The organism is bacterium (genome assembly GCA_004299235.1).
Classification (GTDB): Bacteria; Chloroflexota; Dormibacteria; order Dormibacterales; family Dormibacteraceae; genus SCQL01.
In genome coordinates this window covers 46,236-67,713 of record SCQL01000026.1, presented here as the reverse complement: position 1 = coordinate 67,713, position 21,478 = coordinate 46,236, and the positions used below count along the sequence as shown (strand labels likewise).

The 21,478-nt window shown below is 69.0% G+C and carries 20 protein-coding genes; 15 read left to right on the top strand and 5 right to left on the bottom strand.

Annotated features, from left to right (window positions below):
* The first annotated feature begins 55 nt into the window (after window positions 1-55).
* Both EPN29_07345 and EPN29_07340 read left to right on the top strand, forming a co-directional pair.
* Window positions 56-1,486, top strand: a complete 1,431-nt coding sequence (locus EPN29_07345; GenBank protein ID TAN32831.1) for an aldehyde dehydrogenase — start codon at window positions 56-58, stop codon at window positions 1,484-1,486.
* 29 nt (window positions 1,487-1,515) lie between these two features.
* The gene (locus EPN29_07340; protein TAN32830.1) at window positions 1,516-1,701 is read left to right on the top strand and encodes a hypothetical protein; all 186 of its coding nucleotides are present in this window, start codon (window positions 1,516-1,518) and stop codon (window positions 1,699-1,701) included.
* Here EPN29_07340 and EPN29_07335 read toward each other — a convergent pair.
* Entirely contained in the window at window positions 1,698-2,093 is a 396-nt protein-coding gene (locus EPN29_07335; GenBank protein ID TAN32829.1) for a hypothetical protein, read from the bottom strand. The two genes, EPN29_07340 and EPN29_07335, sit on opposite strands and share 4 nt — an antisense overlap.
* A 206-nt stretch (window positions 2,094-2,299) precedes the next feature.
* Here EPN29_07335 and EPN29_07330 point away from each other — a divergent pair, with 206 nt between their 5' ends.
* The gene (locus EPN29_07330; GenBank protein ID TAN32828.1) at window positions 2,300-2,809 is read left to right on the top strand and encodes a hypothetical protein; all 510 of its coding nucleotides are present in this window, start codon (window positions 2,300-2,302) and stop codon (window positions 2,807-2,809) included.
* A 19-nt stretch (window positions 2,810-2,828) separates the two neighbouring features.
* On the opposite strand, the gene EPN29_07325 is transcribed toward EPN29_07330, so the two are convergent.
* Window positions 2,829-3,170 (bottom strand): SCP2 sterol-binding domain-containing protein, encoded by a 342-nt coding sequence (locus EPN29_07325; GenBank protein TAN32827.1) that lies wholly within the window; start codon window positions 3,168-3,170, stop codon window positions 2,829-2,831.
* A 63-nt stretch (window positions 3,171-3,233) separates the two neighbouring features.
* On the opposite strand from EPN29_07325, the gene EPN29_07320 reads away from it, so the two are divergent.
* Window positions 3,234-4,256 (top strand): MBL fold metallo-hydrolase, encoded by a 1,023-nt coding sequence (locus tag EPN29_07320; GenBank protein TAN32826.1) that lies wholly within the window; start codon window positions 3,234-3,236, stop codon window positions 4,254-4,256.
* Here EPN29_07320 and EPN29_07315 read toward each other — a convergent pair.
* The 3 genes from EPN29_07315 to EPN29_07305 are packed head-to-tail and all read right to left on the bottom strand — an operon-like array spanning window position 4,253 to window position 6,229.
* Window positions 4,253-5,503: a DegV family protein gene (locus EPN29_07315; protein ID TAN32825.1), complete on the bottom strand. Its 1,251-nt coding sequence runs from the start codon at window positions 5,501-5,503 to the stop codon at window positions 4,253-4,255. The two genes, EPN29_07320 and EPN29_07315, sit on opposite strands and share 4 nt — an antisense overlap.
* Complete coding sequence (locus EPN29_07310; protein TAN32911.1) at window positions 5,167-5,640, bottom strand: MgtC/SapB family protein; 474 nt, start codon at window positions 5,638-5,640, stop codon at window positions 5,167-5,169. Before EPN29_07310 ends, EPN29_07315 begins: the two co-directional genes overlap by 337 nt.
* A gap of 4 nt (window positions 5,641-5,644) precedes the next feature.
* Window positions 5,645-6,229 (bottom strand): bifunctional nuclease family protein, encoded by a 585-nt coding sequence (locus tag EPN29_07305; GenBank protein TAN32824.1) that lies wholly within the window; start codon window positions 6,227-6,229, stop codon window positions 5,645-5,647.
* Between the two features lie 96 nt (window positions 6,230-6,325).
* On the opposite strand from EPN29_07305, the gene polA reads away from it, so the two are divergent.
* From polA to EPN29_07250, 11 genes are read left to right on the top strand one after another with little or no spacing between them, the layout of a single operon-like run.
* Window positions 6,326-9,013: a DNA polymerase I gene (polA, locus tag EPN29_07300; protein TAN32823.1), complete on the top strand. Its 2,688-nt coding sequence runs from the start codon at window positions 6,326-6,328 to the stop codon at window positions 9,011-9,013.
* The gene (gene mutM, locus EPN29_07295; GenBank protein TAN32822.1) at window positions 9,013-9,837 is read left to right on the top strand and encodes a bifunctional DNA-formamidopyrimidine glycosylase/DNA-(apurinic or apyrimidinic site) lyase; all 825 of its coding nucleotides are present in this window, start codon (window positions 9,013-9,015) and stop codon (window positions 9,835-9,837) included. Before polA ends, mutM begins: the two co-directional genes overlap by 1 nt.
* Window positions 9,825-10,484, top strand: a complete 660-nt coding sequence (locus EPN29_07290; GenBank protein ID TAN32821.1) for a phosphatase PAP2 family protein — start codon at window positions 9,825-9,827, stop codon at window positions 10,482-10,484. Before mutM ends, EPN29_07290 begins: the two co-directional genes overlap by 13 nt.
* 4 nt (window positions 10,485-10,488) lie before the next feature.
* A complete protein-coding gene (locus EPN29_07285) occupies window positions 10,489-10,821 on the top strand; it encodes a divalent-cation tolerance protein CutA (GenBank protein TAN32820.1) in 333 nt (110 codons plus the stop codon).
* A gap of 7 nt (window positions 10,822-10,828) precedes the next feature.
* Window positions 10,829-13,114, top strand: coding sequence for an ATP-binding cassette domain-containing protein (locus tag EPN29_07280; protein ID TAN32819.1), 2,286 nt, complete (start codon window positions 10,829-10,831; stop codon window positions 13,112-13,114).
* A gap of 18 nt (window positions 13,115-13,132) precedes the next feature.
* Window positions 13,133-14,347 (top strand): molybdopterin molybdenumtransferase MoeA, encoded by a 1,215-nt coding sequence (locus EPN29_07275; protein TAN32818.1) that lies wholly within the window; start codon window positions 13,133-13,135, stop codon window positions 14,345-14,347.
* Window positions 14,348-14,402: 55 nt separating this feature from the next.
* On the top strand, window positions 14,403-16,484 hold the full coding sequence (uvrB, locus tag EPN29_07270; protein ID TAN32817.1) for an excinuclease ABC subunit UvrB: 2,082 nt from the start codon (window positions 14,403-14,405) through the stop codon (window positions 16,482-16,484).
* Window positions 16,457-16,903, top strand: coding sequence for a PaaI family thioesterase (locus tag EPN29_07265; protein ID TAN32816.1), 447 nt, complete (start codon window positions 16,457-16,459; stop codon window positions 16,901-16,903). The genes uvrB and EPN29_07265 overlap by 28 nt, the downstream gene beginning before the upstream one ends.
* Entirely contained in the window at window positions 16,870-17,304 is a 435-nt protein-coding gene (locus EPN29_07260; GenBank protein TAN32815.1) for a PaaI family thioesterase, read from the top strand. The genes EPN29_07265 and EPN29_07260 overlap by 34 nt, the downstream gene beginning before the upstream one ends.
* Window positions 17,294-20,239 carry an excinuclease ABC subunit UvrA gene (gene uvrA, locus EPN29_07255; GenBank protein TAN32814.1) on the top strand — a complete coding sequence of 982 codons (2,946 nt, stop codon included), beginning with the start codon at window positions 17,294-17,296 and terminating at the stop codon, window positions 20,237-20,239. The genes EPN29_07260 and uvrA overlap by 11 nt, the downstream gene beginning before the upstream one ends.
* A complete protein-coding gene (locus tag EPN29_07250; GenBank protein TAN32813.1) occupies window positions 20,236-21,459 on the top strand; it encodes an MFS transporter in 1,224 nt (407 codons plus the stop codon). Before uvrA ends, EPN29_07250 begins: the two co-directional genes overlap by 4 nt.
* Window positions 21,460-21,478: the final 19 nt, after the last annotated feature.

Here is a 21,478-nt window from a genome sequence, read left to right as displayed (position 1 = left end):
CGACGCCGATAATTGAAGCACTAGCCAAATCCAACCGAAGAGGGGTGCCACACGAATGGCGACGATGATCATCGAGGGCGACAGGGCCAAGGCGGCGTCGGGCAAGACGTACGAGGTCCGCAACCCGGCCACAGGCGAGGTCGTCGACGAGGTCCCAGCTGGTGGCCCGGCCGACGTCGACAGGGCGGCGCGGGCGGCGGCGAAGGCATTCACCACGTGGTCCAGGCTTGCGCCCAACAAGCGCGCCGAGATCCTGCACCAGGCCGCGCGTCACATGCTCGAGAAGGTGGAGCAGATCGCGCCGATCCTCACCAGGGAGCAGGGGAAGACGCTGCTCGAGTCACGGCTCGAAGCCCAGCGCTTTGGCGAGAACATCGCATGGTTCGCGGACCTGGCGGACAAGGTTCACGGTCAGCACGTCGCGCTGCCCGACACCACCACCTATGGGCTGGTGGTGCGCAGGCCGATCGGGGTGTGCGGGGCGATCGTGCCCTGGAACTTTCCGCTGACCCTTGCCGCGAACAAGGTCGCCCCCGCGATCGCGGCGGGCAACACGGTCGTCCTGAAGCCGGCCAGCACGACGCCGCTCTCGACGCTCGCGTGCATCGAGGCGCTCATCGAAGGCGGCCTGCCCGAGGGCGTGGTCAACGTCGTGCTCGGCCAGGCGACCGGGGAGGCGATCGTCGAGCACTCGCTCATCCGCAAGATCGCCCTGACCGGCTCCACGCCCACAGGCAAGAAGGTCATGGCGAGGGCGGCCGAGGGGCTGAAGAAGATCACGCTCGAGCTCGGCGGCAGCGATCCGTGCATCGTCCTCGACGACGCCGACCTCGAGGCGGCCGCGCGCGCCATCTCGATCGGCCGCTTCTTCAATTGCGGGCAGGCCTGCCTTGCCGTCAAGCGGCTCTACGTCCAGGAAGGCGTTTACGACGCGCTGCTGGAGAAGCTGATCGCCCGCGCGTCCAAGCTGAAGCCTGGCAACGGTCTCGAGAAGGAGAGCCGCATGGGCCCCATGCACACCGAGACGCAGCGAGCCGAGGTGGAGGCCCAGGTGAAGGACGCGCTCCAGAAGGGGGCGCGGGCCGCGTTCGGCGGGGGCCGGCCGGAAGGGGCCGGGTACGAGAAGGGCTGGTTCATCGAGCCGGCGATCCTCGAGAACGTGCCCGACGGCGCCCGGATGTGGACCGAGGAGGTATTCGGCCCGGCGCTGCCCGTGCGGAAGATCAAGGACCTCGACGAAGGACTCCGGCTGGCCAATGATTCTCAGTACGGGTTGGGCTCGTCGATCTGGACGAGCAGCATGGCCGCCGCCAACCGCGCCGTCCAGGAGCTGGAGGCCGGCTACACGTGGGTCAACGCTCTGCAGATCGCGCACGACGAGCTGCCCTTCGGCGGGACGAAGCAGTCGGGCTTCGGTAAGGAGCACGGCCTGGAGGCGTACCACGGGTACACCGAGGAGAAGTCAGTCGTCATTGGCGGGGTGTAGGCGGTAACCTCGCCGAGCGTTGGCGTGCCGTGAGAGCCGCGGTCGCGGCCGTTGGGTTGCTGGTGCTCCTGGCGGGGGCGGTTTTCGCCGGCCAGGGGCTCGGCTACATCCCCGGCAGCTTCATGACCGGTGACCTCCACTGGTTCTGGATCGGGAGTGCGATGGTGGTGGCCGGCCTGGCGCTGGGCGGGGCGGGCCTGCTCAGACGGCGCTAGGCGGTGCGCCCGCCGGCCCGGTCCCAGTGGGCCTGGCACTCGACGCAGCGCGTGGCCGCGGGCTGGAACTGCAGACGCGCCGCCGGGATCCTCCGGCCGCAGCTCTCGCAGATCCCGTAGGCGCCTTCCCGCACTCGCTCCAGCGCTCTCTCGACCTGCTCGCGGTTCTGGTCGAGCAGATGCACCAGGAGGTCGGTCGTCTCCCGGTCGGACAGGGCCTGGGCCAGGTCGATGTCCTCGGGAATCCCGGTGATGACGCCGCCCACGATCTCGTTCAACGGCCGGTGAAGCCCCCCATCCTCGCCGCACTGTGCGGCCAGGAGCTCCAATTGCCGCCGGTCGGCCTCCAGCCTTGCTTCCGGAGCGTTCTCAGGTCGCTTGCGATTTGCCATTTGCAAACCCCCATCCCAATCTGATTTACCGCCGCAGGCGACGTTGGGATTCTGATTGACACTACGCCCGTCCGGGGCTTGCCACCCAGTCCCGCACAATTAGTCGCCTGATGCCGCTCTCGCCGCCATCCGCAGTCAGAAGACTGGCCTGGGTCGTCGCCCTGCTGGCGCTCGCCGGTTGCCAGCCCGGACCAACCGTTCGGCCGGTGCCGACTGTAGCGCAGATAGGCGGAGACCTCAAGTGCGCGGGTGGGGACCATGGCTTCTCGGACTTCCAGGCGGGCTGGGGCTTCTGCTACCCGGGAACCTGGCAGTACGTCGAAAAGTCGCAGGGGAGCCAGAGTCCCGCTCCCCCCAGTCTCGATCTGACCTTTGACATCACCGACATCCCGTGCGCAACCCCGCCGAGCGGGGCGTCGGCCGCCCCCGTCTGCTCGCCCAACGCGGGGCTCTTCGCCTTCATGATCATCTCGACCTACGAGCGAGGCGATGCGCCCAACCTCAGCGCCTGGGCCCAGGCCAACCTGACGTCAGTGCCGGCCATGCAGCCGATCTCCTGGGGCAACGCGGTGGAAGCTGCCAGGCTGCCTGACGGGCGCCGCATCGCGCTGACGCAACACCACGTCGTGATCCTGGATCTGCACTCAGGCCAGGGTCACCTCGATCTCGAGGCGGAGATGTCCAGCCGTCTGGACACCTGGCAATTCACCTACTGAGAGGTCTGCGCTACGAGCCTTAACCGGGCCTCTTGAACAGCGACTGCATCTTGATGGCGAGGCCCATGTCGCCTTTGATCTTCAACTTGCCCTGCATGAAGGCGGCTGTGCCGTCGAGCGTGCCGAGCATGATCTTCACCCAGTCTCCCGCGTCGGCCGTCAGCGTGAGGTTGGGAGCATCAGGGGGATCGCCCTTCCCGGACTCGGCCGCGCCGTCGTGGATCTTCACCCACCACTTGCCGCCCTGGTCGCCGCTGAGGTCGAACTGGATGGTCGCCTTGGTGCTGCCGGCCTTCTCGGGCACCAGGTATTTGGGAAGCGCCTCGACGATCTCGTCCGGTGACAGCTGAACTTCAGACATTCGCTCCTCCTGAGCCAAATCGACGCGGCCGAACTGCGCCCCATCTTAGCCCGCTCAGCGACAATGCCGGGATTGGCTGAGCACGACGGTCTGACAGAGGTGGCGGCGGACGTTTTCGAGCTGCGCCTGCCGATCCCCTTCGAAGACGGCCTCGTCAACGTCTTTCTTTTCACCGACGGCCGCGAGGTCGACCTCCTCGACTGCGGGATGAACTCCGAGGAATCCGTGGACGCCATCCGCCACGCGCTGGCGCATCTAGGGGCGGACCGTCTTCGACGCCTGGTGATCACGCACATCCATCCCGACCACTACGGCGCCGCGGGCACGTTCGCGGGTGAAGGGCTGGCAGACCTCTACATACACCGCCTCGAGGTCCCGCTCGTGCATCCACGCTACGTCGAGCTCGAGCAGCTCGTCAAAGAGGTGCGCACGTACCTTCTCGTCAACGGAGTGCCGCCGGATGAGGCAGAGGTGCTGAGCAACTCGCAGCGAGCTCTCAGCCAGCTCGTGAAGACGGCGGAAGCCTCGGTCAAGCTCGACGGCGCGGAGTCGCTGGAGATGGGGCGCCGCCGCCTGCGCGTCGAGTGGACGCCGGGGCACTCGCCCGGGCATATCTGCCTTTACGACCCTGACGATAGGCTGCTCTTCGCCGGCGACCACATGCTGCCGGACCTCTCACCCAACATCGGGCTGCATCCGCAGAGCACGCCTGATCCGCTGCACGAGTACCTGGAAGGCCTCCGGCGGCTGGCGGCGTATCGGCCGCGCCTGGTGCTGCCCGCGCACGGTCGCCCGTTCTCGGATGCGCCGGGTCGGGTCGAAGCGCTCGTCGCGCACCACCAGCGGCGGCTCGACCGGATCGTCGAGATCGTCGCCGGTGGGGAGCAGAGCGCGTGGGAGGTCGCGCTCGAACTGTGGGGCTCTCGGAAACAGCTCTACGAGAAGCGCCTTGCGCTTCAGGAGGGGCTGGCGCATCTGCAGGCGCTAGCGGTCGAGGGACGCCTGACGAAGACGGTCAACCCTGACTCGGTCCGCTGGAGCCTGGGGTCGGATGGCGCACGGGACGTGGGCCCGGCGGCGTTCTAGCGGGTAGCCCCGGCGGCGCCGATCGCCTTGAGCCCCAGCGGTAGGATGTCGGCCGGATAGCAGCCGACGCCGACCACGCCTGGACCCGCGTGCGCGCCCACGACAGGGCCGAGCGGTTGGATCATCAGCGTCTCGGCGATCGATTCCAGCTCACGACCCACGCGCTCGGCGTCCGCCTCCGCGTCGGCGTGGCCGACGATGACGCAGACGCCGCTGCCGCGATCGACCTCGCGCACCAGCTCGACCACGCGGTTGAGGGCCCGCTCGAAGGTGCGCACCCGCTCGAGCGGGGTCACCAGGCCGTCGCGGATGCACAGCACCGGTTTGACCTGCAGCACCGACCCCAAGAGTGCGCTGGCCCGCCCGATCCGCCCGCCTCGCCGGAGGAACTCCAGCGTGGCCACTGAGAAGTAGGTCTGCACGTGCTGTCGCATGGCCAGGACCCTGGTCTGGATCGTATCGGCGTCCAGGCCCTGGGCGGCAAGCGCGGCCGCCGCCAGCGCGACCAGGCCCAGGGACATCGACACCACCTCGGAGTCGATGACGTGCACCCGCTTCGGGTCCGTCATGTCCGCCGCCTGCCGGGCCGATGCGTAGGTGCCGCTCAGCTGCTCCGAGATGTGGATCGACACGACGGCGTCGTGGTCGGCCAGCAGCGTCTCGTAGGTCTGGGCGAAGCGGCCCGGTGACGGCTGCGAGGTGGTCGGATGGGATGTGGCCGCCGGCAGGCGGCGGTAGAACTCCGCGGGTGTGATGTCAAGCCCGTCGAGCAGGCTTTGCCCGTCAAGGTTGAGCGTGAGGGGGACCAGTGTCACGGACCTGGCCGCCGCCAGCTGCGGGGGGAGGTCGGCAGTCGAATCCGTGACGATGGCTACGGTCCGGTGGCTCAAGCCGGCCAATGATACTCGCGCTATTGCGGCGTCTCGGTCGGCAACGGGTCGTCGCGGCGCCGGTTCTTGCGGCCGCGAAAGAGTCGCTGCTCGAGCGGCCTGATCGCCACCAGGGTCACGATCACGAGGAACGTGGTGAACACCGCGATCCCGTAATAGCCGAATCCGACCGCCATGCCTAAAGAGGCGACCACCCAGATGGACGCGGCGGTGGTGAGACCGATGACCTCGCCGCCCTGGCGCAGGATGGCGCCGGCGCCCAGGAACCCGACGCCGGTGACGATCTGGGCGGCGATGCGCGCAGGGTCGGTGCGGGCGCCGAAACTTGGCTCCAGGCCGAGCGCCGTGAACATGCACGACCCGGCGCCGATGAGAGCCATCGTCCGCATCCCGGCCGGATGGCCGTGAATCTCTCGCTCGGTGCCCAGGATCAGGCCCAGCAGCAGCGCGACGAGGACGCGAAATCCGAGGTCGGAGTCGCCGGTGAGAGGCAGCTCCTCAGCCCCGGCCGGGGCGACCTCCGGGCTTGTCCTGCGCACCGGGCTCGTCCTTGGCGCCCGGCTCGTCGGGAAGCTCCGGTAGGTCCAGGCTGTTGACGAAGTCGCGGAAGACGGCGAGACGCTCGTCGTCCACGGACCTCTCCGCCTTGTCCTTGTCGTCTCCTGCTTCGTCGGCCTCAGGGATGATGCCGGCGGTCTCCATGACCTCCGAGGCGACGAAGATCGGGCACTCGACGCGCACCGCCAGCGCGATCGCGTCGGATGGCCGTGCATCGAAGTCGAGGTCGCGTCCGTCCTGCTTGACGTAGAGCCGCGCGTAGAAGACCTGGTCGGCAAGGCGCGTGACCACGATCCGCTTGACGCTGACGCCGAGGTCGCCGAACGCGGTCGCCATCAGGTCGTGGGTGAGAGGGCGGCCCAGCGGGTTACCGGAGATCTTGGTGGCGATCGCCTGCGCCTCGAATGAGCCGATCCAGATCGGTAGGTACCGATCCGCCTCTTTTTCCTTGAGGATCACAAGGTGCTGGGCGGTCGGCATGTGGATCCTGATGCTGTCGACCGAGACCTCGATGAGGTTTTTCATCCTCAAGCCCATTCTACCCTTCGGGCTACGCGATCCCAGGGGGTTTGAAGGTGCCGTCCGCCGGGCCGCGGACCATGCCGCCAGTAGAATCCGGACGTGGCGAAGGGGCGGCGAGGACGGCTGGTTCTGATCGACGCACACAGCCTCATCTACCGGGCCTTTTTCGCCCTGCCTCCGATGAGCACCTCGGACGGCCAGGTGACCAACGCCGTCTACGGCTTCACCTCGATGCTGGCCATCGTCCTGGCGTCACGCCCGGAGTACGCGGTCGCCGCTTTCGACCTGGGCGCTCCGACGTTCCGGTCCAAGGAATACCAGGAGTACAAGGCGGGAAGACGGGCGATGCCCGACGACCTCCGGCCGCAGATCGAGAAGGTGCGCGACGTCCTGCAGTCGTTCTCGATTCCCATCTATGGGCTTGAAGGCTTCGAGGCCGACGATGTCATCGGCACGCTCGCGCGGATCGCAGAGGAGAGGGGCCATGCGGTCACGATCGTGTCGGGGGACCTCGATTGCCTCCAGCTGGTGTCGGAGTCGGTGGAGGCCCTGGTGCCGCGCCGCGGCATCACCGACACATTCGTCTACGGGCCCGACCAGGTGCGTCAGCGATACGGCTTCGAGCCGGCGCAGCTGATCGATTTCAAGGCCCTTCGTGGCGACACCTCCGACAACATCCCGGGCGTCCCCGGCGTCGGCGACAAGACGGCCGCGAAGCTGGTCGGGGAATACGGTTCGATCGAAGCCCTTCTCGAGCGGCTAGATGAGCTGCCGGAAGGGCGATTGAAGACCTCGCTGAGGGCGAACGCTGATCAGATGCGGCTCGGCAAGCGGATGGTCACGATCGTCCGCGACGTCCCGGTCGAGCTCGAGCTCGAGCAGGCTCGCTGGACGCGGTACGACTACGAGAAGGCCCGGCTCGTCTTCGACCGCCTCGAGTTCCGGCAGCTGCTGAGCCGCTTCCCGCCCCCCGACCAGGTTCCCGTGCAGCCCAGCCTCACGTTCGGGGCCGCGCCGCGGCCGGCCGGCCTGAGAGTCGTCGACGATGCGACGGAGGCAGCGAGCCTGCTGGATGGTGTGACCGACGTGGGCGTCTTCACCTTCAATGAGGGCGCGGGTCGCGGCGCCCGCGTCTGCGGTCTGGGCGTCGCGACCGGCAAGGACACGTTCTATGTCGCCAAGGCGGATGCGATGGACGCGGTGGCCAGCATTCTGTCCGGCCGCCCGGTCCTCGGTCACGACGCCAAGGAGACCGAGCTTGCGCTGCGGTCGCTCGGTGGCGGCAAAAGGGAGTGGGCGTTCAGCACCTATCTCGCCGCGTACCTGCTCGGCGCCGGTTCGCGAGACCCGCGGCTGGAGGACCTGGCGCGTGAGTTCCTCGACGTCCAGCTCGTCGGCACCGAGCAGCTGTTGGGCACCGGTCGCAGCGCGCGCAAGCCCGCCGCCGTCGAGGCGCCGGAGGCGGCGGAGTTCGCCGCCCGGCGCGCCGAAGCCATCCTCAACCTTCGGCCGCGGCTCGAAGCGGAGATGCGAAACCTTGGCGTCGATTACCTATTTCACGAGATCGAGCTGCCTCTCGCCGGCGTGCTCGCGGACATGGAATCGGAGGGCGTCGCCATCGACGTCCCGTACCTCAAGCAGATGCAGGATGAGCTCGGGGCACAGCTGACCGCCATCGAGTCCGAGGTCGAACAGGTCGCGGGCCAGAAGTTCAACCTCAACGCGCCGCAGCAGCTGGCCAAGGTGCTGTTCGAGGATCTCCGACTGCCTGTCGGCAAGCGGACGAAGACCGGCTACTCGACTGATGCGGACACGCTCGAGACGCTGCGCGACAAGCATCCGATCGTCGGCTTGATCCTCGAGCATCGCCAGCTGTCCAAGCTCAAGTCGACCTACGTCGACGCACTGCCGCAGCTGGTCGATCCGTTGAGCGGGCGCGTCCACACGTCGTTCGGCCAGGCGAGCACCGCCACCGGGCGCCTGGCGTCTTCCAACCCCAACCTGATGAACATCCCCATCCGGACCGAGCTGGGCCAGCGCATCCGGCGCGCGTTCAAGGCGGCCAGGCCGGACCACGTGATGGTCTCGGCGGACTACTCGCAGATCGAGCTCCGCATTGCCGCGCACCTGAGCGGCGACCCCAAGCTGCTCGAAGCCTTTGCCGCCGGGCAGGACATCCACACCGCGACCGCGGCCGCGGTTTTCAGGGTCCCGATCGAGGCCGTCGATCCGAACCAGCGGCGGCTCGCGAAGGTCGCCAATTTCGGGTCGATCTACGGCCAGGGCGAGTACGGCCTGTCTCAGCAGCTGGGCATCACCGGCGACGTCGCGCGCGAGTTCCTCGGGCAGTACTGGTCGACCTACTCACGGCTCAAGGAATACCTGGACGAGGTGCGCAAGAAGGCGCGCGAGGAGGGGTTCGTCGTCAGCGCCACCGGCAGGCGCCGGGCGATCCCCGACCTGCGCTCGCCGAACTTCCAGCTGCGCAGCGCCGCCGAGCGCATGGCGATCAACTTTCCGATGCAGTCGCTGGCGGCGGACATCATCAAGATCGCGATGGTCAGGCTGCAGCGCGAGCTCGAGGCGGATCACATCGAAGGTCGCATGCTGCTGCAGGTCCATGACGAGCTGCTGTTCGAGGTCCCGAAGACCGAGCTGGACCGGTTTGCCGAGACCGTGCCGCGAATCATGACCGGGGCATACGAGCTCGAGACCGGCATCGAGGTCGAGGCCAAGGTCGGGCCCAACTGGGCGGACATGCATAAGCTCGCGGTCGTCCGCGCCTGATGCCGGAGCTGCCTGAGGTCGAGACGATCGTCGCCGACCTGCGCCCGCACCTGGCCGGCCGCACCATCGTGCGGTGCGAGCTTGGCTTCCCGGCCATCGTCCGGCACCCCGAATCAGAGGCCTTCATCGATTCGGTCGCGGGCATGGGCATCGTGCAGGTCGGCCGCCGCGGCAAGTACATCCTCATCCGGCTCGAGGGCGATTGCCTTCTCGTCGTGCACCTGGGCATGAGCGGCCAGCTGCGGCTGGTCGATGCGGGCATTCCGCCGGCCAAGCACACGCATGCGGTCTTCGTCCTCGATGACGGCCGGCATCTGCGCTACCGCGACCCCCGCCGCTTCGGCCGGATCCTGCTCGGGACCGAGGCGGCGCTCATCGCGTCCAGGGCCCTGCCGCGCCTGGGTCCGGAACCGATCGATCCAACTTTCGGAGCCGACGACCTGTACGCGCGCTTTCGCCGCCGTCGTGCTCCGCTGAAGGCGGTGCTGCTCGACCAGAGAACGGTCGCGGGCGTCGGCAACATCTACGCCGACGAGTCGCTCTACCGAGCGCACCTGCGCCCTGACCGCTTGGCCGGCAGCCTCAGCCGCAGGTCGGTGGGGCGGTTGCACCACGCGCTGCGCGAGTCGCTGCAGGCCGCGATCGAAAATCGCGGCAGCTCCGTCGGCACGTACCGCGATGCGTGGGGTGAGATCGGGGGCCAGCAGGAGAGGCTTCTGGTCTACGGCCGGGCGGGCGAACCTTGCTTCACGTGCGGGCGGCCGCTCTCGATGATTCGCATCGCCGGCCGCAGCACGGTCTTCTGCCGTCGTTGCCAGCATTGATCCCTCGCCTGGTTGGAATCGCCGTCCTCGCGGTGGCTTTCGTCGGGCTGACGATGGCGATCGCGGCGGGCATGTTCACCACCCTTGATCAGCAGGTCGCGCAGGCGATGCACGGCGCCTGGCTCGACTCGCTCCACACGCTGTTCGAGGCGATCGCCGAGCTCGGCGGCCTCGAGCTCACCTCGGTCCTGATGCTCGCCCTCGTCGTGTACCTGCTCCGCGGCGGGTTCGGGGCCGACGCGTGGGTGGTCGTCGCGTTCATCGCCGTCCAGGTGCTGGAGCTGCTGTACAAGTACTACCTGCACCATCCGGGGCCCCCGCGATCGCTGTCGCACAGCGATGGTCCCAGCGTCACCGACCTGCTGCTCGGCTCCGGCCTGGGGAACAGCTTTCCGAGCGGGCACATGGTGCGCACCGTCGTCGCGTACGGGTTGCTCGCGTTCGCCGTCAGGCGGCTGGCTCCATCGCCGGCTGCTCGCGCCCTCGCCATCCCGGTCGCGATCGCCATCATCGTCCTGGTCGCCTTCGACCGCCTGTACCTCGACGTGCACTGGGAATCCGACGTCATCGGCGGGCTGCTGCTCGGGGCGATCGCGCTGCTGGCCGGAACCGTCTGGCTGGACAGGCCAAGAACAGCCCACAATTGACCTGATGCCGGACCGCCCTGTCCTGATCATGGTCACGACTGGCGGCCGCGACGATGCCGAGCGGCTGGGAGAGGCCCTGGTGGTGGAGCGCCTGGCCGCGTGCTGCTCGGTGGTGCCCAGCGTCCATTCCTTCTATTACTGGGACGGCCAGCTGAAGCGGGAGCATGAGGCCCTGCTCCTCGTCAAGACCGTCGAGTCGCGCTCCGAGGCGGTCCAGGAATACGTCCGCAGCCACCACGACTACGAGCTCCCCGAGATCCTTCAGATCGCGGTCGAAGGCGGCTCGCCCGCCTACCTGAAATGGCTCGAGGATCAGGTCAGTCAACGGATGCGCTGACTGTTAAGTGAGCACTTACACTCTGTTGGGGGTGGCGACCGCAGCACGCGACCGGGGTGGCGAATCGGGCGACGCCCGGAAACGCCGCCGCCGGCGCCCGGCCCACGGTCCAGCGCCTGAGGCGGCGCCACCGGTCGGCGGGAGCGGCGCCGAGAGCCCGCCCTCCGTCACCGAGGCGGCGCCGGCCGCCGGCGTGGGCCCTGGATTCGAAGCGCCCACCGGTCCCGGTGTGCTGCTGCCCATGCCCGAGCCGGTGGAGGCCGAGTTCAAAGACCTCCTCGGCCAGGCGGTCGGCCTCCGCCTGGATGCGGTCTCGCGGGAGTTCGGGGGCAGGGGCGAGTCGCACGTCTCGGCGCTGAAAGACGTATCGCTCGAGATCGGACCAGGCGAGTTCGTTGCCGTCGTCGGGCCCTCCGGCTGCGGCAAGACCACGCTGCTCTCGTTGATGGGCGGGCTCGACCGCCCGACCACTGGCCACGTTTACGGCGCCGGCCTGCCGCTGGGCGAGCTCTCCGACCAGGACCTCGCCGATTACCGCCTGCAGCGCGTCAGCACGATCTTCCAGACGTTCAACCTGATCCCCTCGATGACGGTCGAAGATAACGTGGCGCTGCCGCTGACCCTGGCCGGGGTCGAGCTCGAGGAGCGCCGCCGCCGAGCGCGTCGCCTGCTCGTGCTCGTCGGCCTGGAGGACCGCGCCCGGGCGCGCGCCGGCCGGCTTGCCGGCGGCGAGCAGCAGAAGGTGGCGGTGGCCCGCGCTCTCGCCAACCGGCCCGGTCTCATCCTCGCCGACGAGCCCACGGGAAGCCTGGATTCAGCCGCGGGTGAGGTCGTGCTCGAGCTGCTGGAAGACCTCAACCGCCGCGGCGCGACGGTGGTGCTCGTTACCCACGACCCTGAGGTCGCGCGGCATGCCCGCCGGGTGGTGAGGATGAGCGACGGCCGTGCGATCGAGCTGGACGCCGGGCGCCCGACCGTGCGCAACCAGGACCCGGTGGGACTGCCGGCCCGTCTTCACTGGCGGGACACCTTGAAGGTCGGCCTGGGCAGCGCCGGCAGGCGGCCACTGCGCACGGCGCTCACGACCACGGGCGTGGCCATCGGGATCGCGGCCATGAGCTTGATCGTCGCCCTGGCCGAAGGCCTGCAGGGCGCTCTCAGCTCCCCGGCCCTGGCCACGAGCCAGCTGCATCAGCTCGCCGTCTATCCTCTCGCCACCGCGAATCCGGCCGCCTTCGACGCCGGCACGCTCGCCACGCTGAGCGGGTTGGCCCACGTCCGCGCCGCCTGGGGCGAGATGGCGATGAGCGGAGCGTTCAACCCGCCGGCACCGGGCGCGGCCGTCGCGGCGGAGCCGGCCGCCATGCCCTCAGGCGCGCTGGTCTCGCTGCCACCGGTCGGGCAGTCGAGCGGTGGACTCAAGCTGGCCGCGGGACGCCTGCCGCAGTCGGACTCGGCGCTCGAGGTGGTGCTCAGCGACGGTGAGGCGACCGCGCTCGGGTTGGTGAGCGCGCCCGCGGCCATCGGGACGAAGGTCGGGTTCAGCGCGGGCTACGGCGCCCTGCTGCTTCCGGGGGCGGCTCGCAACCCGGTCACGCATCCGGTCCCCATCGAGCTGCTGGTGGTCGGGGTCGTCTCCAACCGGTACATGCCGGCGGGCGCGCCAGGCGGCCTGGCCCCATACGGGCTGCTCCGCGCCTACTGGACGCGCCTGGCGCAGGCCAACGGGTGGAAGGGCGGCGAATTCGCGAGCATCACCCTGCTGGCCGACTCCGGCCCCGCGGTCGACGGTCTTCGCCATCGCGTCGAGGCGCTCGGTTTCCAGGCTCAGACTTTCGGCGACCAGTTCCGCGACTTCGAGGACCTGCTGGCCAAGTTGCGACTGGCCCTGCTCGGACTGGCGATCGTCGCTCTGCTGCTCGCCTGTCTCGGCATCGCGAACACCATGTACACCGCGGTGCTCGAGCGCACCAAGGAGATCGGCGTGCTCAAGGCGCTGGGCGCTCGGCGGCGCGACGTGCTGCAGGTATTCGTCGCCGAGGCCGCGGTGATCGGCCTCGCCGGCGGGCTGGTCGGCACGCTGGTCGCCGTCGGCCTGGCCCGGCTGGGCAACGCCGCCGTCGACCGCCTCACCCGGGCGGTGAGCCCCACCACCTTCGACGTGTTCAGGACCGATGTCACGGTCGTCCTCGCCGCGCTGGTGCTCGCGGTGCTGCTCAGCACGGTCAGCGGCCTGCTGCCCGCCCTGCGAGCCGCGCGCCAGGATCCGATCAAAGCGCTCCGCTACGAGTGATTCGCGCTCGGTGACCACATGAGGGCGTCCACGTACCCGCTGCTCGACGTCGACGCAGCCGCCGCGCTGGTGCTGGAGCGGACCCCGGTGCTGGGTGTGGAGAGACTGCCCCTGGCCGATTGCGCCGGCCGCGTGCTGGGTGAGGATGTGGTCGCGTCCGCGTCCCTGCCCCCGTTTCCGTCCAGTGCCGTGGATGGGTACGCGGTGCGAGCGGCCGACGCCGGGAGGGCGCTCCGCGTGCTCGGTGAGTCGGCCGCCGGCCGTCCCTTCGCCGGCGAGGTGAAGTCGGGCACGGCGGCGCGCATCCTCACCGGCGGCGTGCTGCCCGACGGCGCGGACTGCGTCGTCATGGTCGAGGACGTGCGCGTCGACGGCGACGTCGTCACCGTCCCCGGCGGCCTGCGAGCGGGCGCCAACTTCCATCCGCCGGGCGCCGACCTCCGCGCCGGCGAGCGGGTTCTCTCGGCCGGGAGCCACCTCGGCCCAGCCGAGCTGGGAGTGGCTGCCGCTCTCGGACTTGCATACCTCAGCGTGCACCGCCGGCCGCGCGTGGCTCTCATGTCGACGGGCGACGAGCTGGTGGAGGTGGGGGAGGAGCCGCGCCGCGGGCAGATCGCCGACTCCAATCGCTGGGCCCTGCTGGCGGCGCTTCGGGAGGCGGGCGCCGAGGTGAGCCTGCTCGGGATCGGGCCGGACCAGCCGGAACCGCTCCGGCGGCTCGTCGTGCAGGCGCTGGACCGGGCGGACGCGCTGGTGACGTCCGGGGGCGTCTCCGTGGGCACGCACGACCTGGTCAAGCCGCTGCTTGAGTCGCTCGGCACGGTGCATGTGGGCCGGGTCAAGCTCAAGCCCGGCAAACCGTTCACGTTCGCCACCCTCCCCCAGTCCAAGGTCGCGTTCGGACTGCCCGGCTTCCCGGTTTCCTCGCTGGTGACCTTCGAGGTCTTCGTGCGACCGGCGCTGCGCAAGATGCAGGGCTTCGCCCGGCTGCACCGACCGACGCTGCCGGTGCGCCTTTTGTACGACGCGCGCGCGAGCGCCGACCGCACGGAGTTCCAGCGCGTCACGCTGCGGCGCGACGGTCGAGAGCTGGTGGCCGAGACCACCGGCTCACAGTCCTCCTCCCGCCTCATGTCCCTGGCGGGCGCGCACGCCCTCGTCCGGATCGCGCCCGGAACCGAGGAGGTCACGGCCGGGACGATCGTGGAGGCATTGATCCTGGCGCTGCCCTGATCGCGATTGCGGTCTTCCGGCGAACGTTTGTGCGCCTTAGAATGAGAGATTCCCGATGCCCTCCCGCTTTCGTGTCGACGCACCCTTCAAGCCGGCCGGAGACCAGCCGCAGGCGATCGAGCAGCTGGTCGAAGGCGTCGGGTCCGGGCTGACGCAGCAGGTGCTCCTGGGCGTGACCGGGAGCGGCAAGACGAACGTCATGGCGTGGGCGGTCGAGCAGCTCCAGCGGCCGGTGCTGGTGCTCAGCCCGAACAAGACGCTCGCGGCCCAGCTCTGCGCCGAGTTCCGGCGCCTGCTGCCCGACAACGCGGTCGAGTACTTCGTCAGCTACTACGACTACTACCAGCCGGAGGCGTACATCGCGCGGTCCGACACCTACATCGAGAAGGACTCGAGCCGCAACGATGAGATCGACCGCATGCGGCACTCCACCACCCAGTCACTGATGACCAGGCGGGACGTGCTGGTGGTGGCCAGCATCAGCTGCATCTACGGCATCGGCTCGGTCGAGGACTACATGGGCGAATCCCTCCACGTCGAGAAGGGCCAGTCGATCCGGCGGGAGGTCTTCCTTCGCAAGCTCACCGAGATGCTGTACGAGCGCAACGACTACGACCTGGCACGGCTGCGATTCCGCGTTCGAGGCGACGTCGTCGACCTCGTGCCCGCGAACGAGGAGAAGGTCTTCCGGCTGGAGTTCTTCGGCGACGAGGTCGAGCGGATCCAAGAGCTGGACGCCGTGACCGGTGAGATCCTGGGCCCGCGCGACGAGTTCACCGTGTTCCCGGCCTCCCACTACGTCACGCCGGCGGACAAGCTGCGCCTGGCGATGGTGGACATCGAGGCGGAGCTCGATGAGCGCTGCAAGTGGTTCGAGGAGCACGGCCGGCTGCTCGAGGCTCAACGGCTGCGGCAGCGCACCAACTTCGACCTGGAGATGCTGCGCGAGACGGGGACCTGCGCCGGGATCGAAAACTATTCGATGCACCTGACGCGACGCCAGCCCGGCGACGCCCCATACACGCTCATGGACTTCCTGCCCGACGACGCACTCATATTCGTCGACGAGTCCCACGTCGCGGTGCCGCAGATCGGCGGCATGCTGGGTGGCGACCGGTCGCGCAAGGCGGCGCTCGTCGAGTACGGGTTCCGGCTGCCCAGCGCCTTCGACAACCGGCCTCTGAGCTTCGAGGAGTGGGAGGAGCGCGCGCAGAGCGTGATTTACGTTTCCGCCACCCCCGGGCCGTACGAGCTGCGGCGGTCGCAGCACACGGTGGAGATGGTCGTGCGCCCGACCGGGCTGGTGGATCCCACCGTGGAGGTCCGACCCACCGAGGGCCAGATCGACGACCTGCTGGCCGAGGTCAAGAGGCGCACCCAGCTGGGCCACCGCTCGCTGGTGACGACGCTGACCAAGCGGTTCGCCGAGGACCTCGCCGACTACCTGCGCGAGTACGGCGTCAAGGTGCGCTACCTGCACTCCGAGCTGGACGCGATGGAGCGGATCGACGTTCTGCGCGACCTGCGCACCGGCGCGGTGGACGTGGTCGTCGGCATCAACTTGCTGCGCGAAGGCCTGGACCTGCCGGAGGTCGCATTCATCGCCATCCTCGACGCGGACAAGGAGGGTTATCTCCGAGCGTACCGGTCGTTCATCCAGATCATCGGGCGCGCGGCCCGCAACGTCGAGGGCCACGTGGTGATGTACGCGGACAAGATCACCGATTCGATGCGGCAGGCGCTCGACGAGACCGAGCGCCGGCGCGCGCGGCAGGTCGCCTACAACCAGGAGCACGGCATCACGCCCGAGACCGTGAAGAAGGCGATCTACGCGCTCGAGATCGAAGACAAGGACATCCAGGCGGACGCGGTCGAGCTCATGGTCGGAGCGGGAGTGCCGCGTGAGGACCTCCTGGCGATCGTGCGCGACCTCGAGAAGGAGATGCGCCGCCTGTCGAAGGAGCTCCAGTTCGAAGATGCGGCGCGGGTGCGCGACCGCATCATCGCGCTGCGCAAGCGCCTCGCCGGGGAGGAGGGCGGCGGCGAAGACGACAGTGACGTGGCCCTGGCGATCGCCGCCGCGCCGAAGCAGAGGACGACCGTGCGCAATTGGAGAAAGGCCCGGCGCGGCCCGTGAAGAACCTCGATCGCGCGAATTGGCTCCTGGAGGCCGATGCCGCGGGGTGGATGGAGACCCTCGGCGCCCGCATCGCAGAGGCGGAACCGGGCCGCGTCGTCGTCGAGCTGGAGGCCGGCCCGCAACACCGCCATGGCGGCGGTGTGGTCCAGGGCGGCGTCATCACCCAGATCGCCGACGCGGCGATGGGCATGTCGCTGGCGACCCTGCAGGAGGATGGGAGTTGGAACACCACGATCGAGCTCAAGATCAACTTCCTGCGCCCGGTGGTCGAGGGGAGGTTGCGCGCGGTCGGGCGGGTGATCGAAATGCGCCAGTCCCTGCTTTTCGGCGAGGCCGACGTCATCGACGCCGCCGGCCGCCTGGTCGCGCGGGCGTCTTCGACGTGCATCGTCGTGCCCCCGGGACAGGGCCGGTGACCGAAGCGCCCGCGCCCTCCCGCGCTTGGGAGTGGCTGGGAGTGAGGCTCGTCCACCAGGGCGAGGGGACCGCGACGGTCGAGATGGTGGGCCTGGAACAGATGGCCAACCACGCGGGTTTTCTGCATGGCGGCCTGATCGGCGCCCTTGCGGACAGCGCCATGGGCGCGTCGGTACGGACCTTGAAGCCCGCGGTGCGCCGCGCCGTAAGCTTTGACCTGAAGCTCAACTTCATCGCCGCGGCGGAGATCGGCGAGACGCTCCGAGCCACGGGGAAGGTGGTGCACGCCGGCCGGCGTACGTGCGTGACCGAGTGCCGGGTCGAAGGCGAAGGAGGGCGGCTGATCGCGACCGCAAGCGGAACATTCATGGTGTCTCGGGGGGAACCCAGTGCCGATTGACCAAATAACGATTCGCGGGGCGCGTGAGCACAACCTCAAGAACGTCACGCTCTCGATCCCGCGAGACAAGCTCGTGGTGTTCACCGGGCTCTCGGGGTCGGGCAAATCGTCGCTCGCCTTCGACACGATCTACGCCGAGGGGCAGCGCCGCTACGTCGAGTCCCTTTCCGCGTACGCGCGCCAGTTCCTCGGCCAGATGGAGAAGCCTGACGTCGACACGATCGAGGGGCTCTCCCCCGCGATCTCGATCGACCAGAAGGGCACGTCCAGGAACCCGCGGTCGACGGTCGGTACCGTCACCGAGGTCTACGACTACCTGCGGCTCCTGTATGCGCGCATCGGGCACCCGCACTGCCCGGTGTGCGGACGCGAGGTGCGCCGCCAGACGGTCGAGCAGATGGCCGACCACGTCGAGAAGCTGCCCAAGGGAATGCGCGTGATGGTGCTCGGCCCGGTGGTCAAAGGCCGCAAGGGCGAGTATCGCTCGCTCATCGAGGACGTGCGCAAGTCGGGGTTCGTTCGGGTTCGCGTCGACGGCAGCCTCTACGAGCTGGGCGAGCAGATCCCCCTGGACAAGAACAAGAAGCACGACATCCAGGTGGTGGTGGACCGGATCGTGGTCGGGCCGGACCAGCGGACCCGGCTCGTCGACTCGATCGAGACGGCGGCGCGTCTGGGCGGAGGGTCGGTGATCATCGTCCCCCTGGGAACGGGGACCGCCGCCGTCACGCCCGGCGATCCCGGCGGGGACGTTCCGCCTCAAGAGCACGTGGACGAGATCCAGATGTCGCAGGACTTCGCCTGTCCCTACGACGGGACCAGCGTTCCCGAACCCGAGCCGCGGAACTTCTCGTTCAACAATCCGCACGGCGCCTGCCCGACCTGCACCGGCATCGGCTTTCAGCTGGTGGTCGACGGCGACCTGGTGGTCCCGGACCCCTCCCTCTCACTGCGAGAGGGCGCGATCGCGGCGTGGAGCCGCTCCCAGTTCTTCTATCCCGAGCTGCTCGAGTCGGTCAGCAAGTACCTCGGCATCGACATGGACAAGCCGTGGTCGAAGCTGACCAAGCCGCACCGCGAGGTCCTGCTGAACGGGACGGGCGACCGCAAGATCCGCTTCGGCTACAAGAACCAGTACGGGCACGCCCGCTGGTACGAGGCGCCGTTCGAGGGCGTGATCGCCAACCTCCAGCGGCGCTACCAGGAGACGCAGTCCGACTTCTTGAAAGCCGAGCTCGAGCGCTACATGTCCGACAAGCCGTGTCCGGCGTGCAAGGGCCGGCGCCTCAAGCCGGAGTCGCTGGCGGTCACGGTGGCAAGCCGCAACATCGCCGAGGTGTGCGCCCTGTCGGTCAGCACGGCGATCGGCTTCTTCGATGCCCTGGACCTCACCGAGCGCGAGCAGCTGATCGCGCGCGGCGTGCTGAAGGAGATCCGTGAGCGGCTGCAGTTCATGATCGATGTCGGCCTCGAGTACCTCACCATCGCGCGAGCCGCCAACACCCTGTCGGGCGGCGAGTCGCAGCGCATCCGGCTGGCGACGCAGATCGGGTCCAAGCTGATGGGCGTCCTGTACATCCTCGATGAGCCGTCGATCGGGCTCCACCAGCGCGACAACAGGCGATTGATCAACACGCTGCTGCGCCTGCGGGATCTCGGCAACACGCTGATCGTCGTCGAGCACGACGAGGAGACGATCCGGTCGGCGGACTACATGGTCGACATCGGCCCGGCCGCGGGCGAGCACGGCGGCGAGATCATTGCCGCCGGCCCCGTCGACGAGGTGATCGCCGACCCCAACTCGATCACCGCCGCCTTCCTGCGCGGCGACCGCGAGATCCCGATTCCCGCCAAGCGCCGCCGTGGCAACGGGAAGCAGCTGGTGATTCGGGGCGCGCAGGCGAACAACCTGAAGGATCTCGACGTGGCGATCCCGCTGGGCGGCTTCGTCGCGGTCTCCGGAGTGAGCGGTTCGGGTAAGTCCTCGCTCGTCACCGACATCCTCAGCCGCAAGGTGGCGCAGCACTTCTACAAGGCCAAGGAGAGGCCCGGGCTGCACCGGAGCGTCGAGGGGCTCGAGCATCTTGACAAGGCCATCGACATCGACCAATCGCCCATCGGCCGCACGCCGCGGTCCAACCCGGCGACCTACACGGGCATGTTCACCTACATGCGGGAGCTGTTCGCGAGCCTGCCCGAGGCGAAGATGCGCGGTTACAAGCCGGGGCGGTTCAGCTTCAACGTGCGCGGCGGCAGGTGCGAAGCCTGTCAGGGCGACGGGATCATCCAGATCGAGATGCACTTCCTGCCGGACGTCTACGTGCCCTGCGAGGTCTGTCACGGCACGCGCTACTCGCGCGAGGTGCAGGAGGTGAAGTTCCGCGGCCACTCGATCTCCGATGTGCTGGAGCTCACCGTCGACGAGGCGCTGGAGGTCTTCGAGAACGTGCCGCGGATCAAAGTCAAGCTCCGAACGCTGCACGACGTGGGTCTGGGCTACATCCGCCTCGGCCAGCCGGCGACCCAGCTGTCGGGTGGCGAGGCGCAGCGCGTGAAGCTTTCGACCGAGCTGTCGCGCCGGGACACCGGACGGACGCTGTACCTCCTCGACGAGCCCACGACCGGCCTGCACTATGCCGACGTCGAGCGGCTGCTGGTGGTGCTGCACCGCCTGGTCGACCACGGCAACACGGTGGTCGTCATCGAGCACAACCTCGACGTGCTCAAGACCGCCGACTGGCTGATCGACCTCGGACCGGAGGGCGGCGACGGCGGTGGGTACGTGATCGCGCAGGGGACGCCCGAGCAGCTGGCCGCCAGCCCCGAGTCGGCGACGGGCCAGTTCCTCGGCGCGCTGCTCGGCAAGGCGCATAAGCAGCCCGACAGGACGGACGGCTCGGTTCGCTCGCGGCGCGCGAAAGTGGCCGTCGGCTGAAACCCGGCCGGCCGGTCGGGTACGGCGCCCTGCTGCGCGTCCCGGGCTTCGCCCGGCTGTACGCGGGCCTGCTCCTGGGGCGCATGGGCGGGCAGATGATGATCGTCATCCTGGTCCTGTTCGTCCTGGGGCGCTACCACTCCCCCCAGCTGGCGGGCGCCACCGCATTCGTCGGCATCTTTCCCGGCGTCCTGGTGTCGCCGCTGGCCGGCGCGCTCCTGGACCGCAGGGGCCGCGCCCGGCTGATCGTCCTCGACTATTTGATCGCGGGCTTGGCGGCGGCGCTGATCGCCGCCCTGGCCATGCTCGACGTCCTGCCACCAGCGGCGCTGCTGACCATTGTCGGCCTCGCGTCGCTGACCAATCCCCTGAGCGCGACCGGCGCCCGCTCGCTGGTGCCGATCCTCGCCCCGGCGCACCTTTGGGAGCGGGCCAACGCGCTCGACAGCAGCGGCTACGTCATCGCGTCGCTGGTCGCATCGCCCCTGGCGGGCGTCCTGGTCGGGCTCGTCGGAGGCGAGTGGGCGCTGCTCGCCGCGGGCGCGGTCTTTGCGGCCGCGGCGGTGGTGATGGTGGGGCTGCGGGACCCGGTCAACGCTCACCACGCCGGCGGGTCGGTCGTGCGCAATGCGTGGTTGGGGCTGGAGTACGTCGCGCGCAATCCCACCCTGCGCGGGCTGGCGCTCACACTCAGCACCTTCAACCTGGGCAATGGCGTGCTGGTGATCGCCATCCCGGTCCTGGTGCTCGATCGGCTTCATCAGGGACCCGCCACGGTCGGCTTCCTGTGGGGCGGGCTGGGCGCCGCGGGCCTCGTTTCGGCCTTGATCGCGGGCAGCCTACCGAGCCGGGGCCGCGAGCGTCAGTTGATGGTCGCCGGGATCGCGATCAGCGTCGTCGCGCTGTCCCTGCTGCCCTTCGCCACCAGCCTGGCGCCGGTGATCCTGGCCGTCGTGCTGTTCGGCGCCGCCAACGGGCCTTTCGACATCGGGCTGTTCACCCTCCGGCAGCGAAGAACCGACCCGGCCTGGTTTGGCCGCGCCTTCGCCGTGTCGATGGCCGTGAACTACGTCGGCACTCCTATCGGCTCCGCCTTCGCGGGCCCGCTGATCAGCTGGTCCCTGAACGCCGCCCTGTGGGCGGCCGTGGTCGTCTCCGTCATCGCCGGCCTGTTCCCGATGCTCGCCATCCCGGCTCGAGACGGCACGGGACGCCTCTGACCGAGAGGCGCTCGGGGGA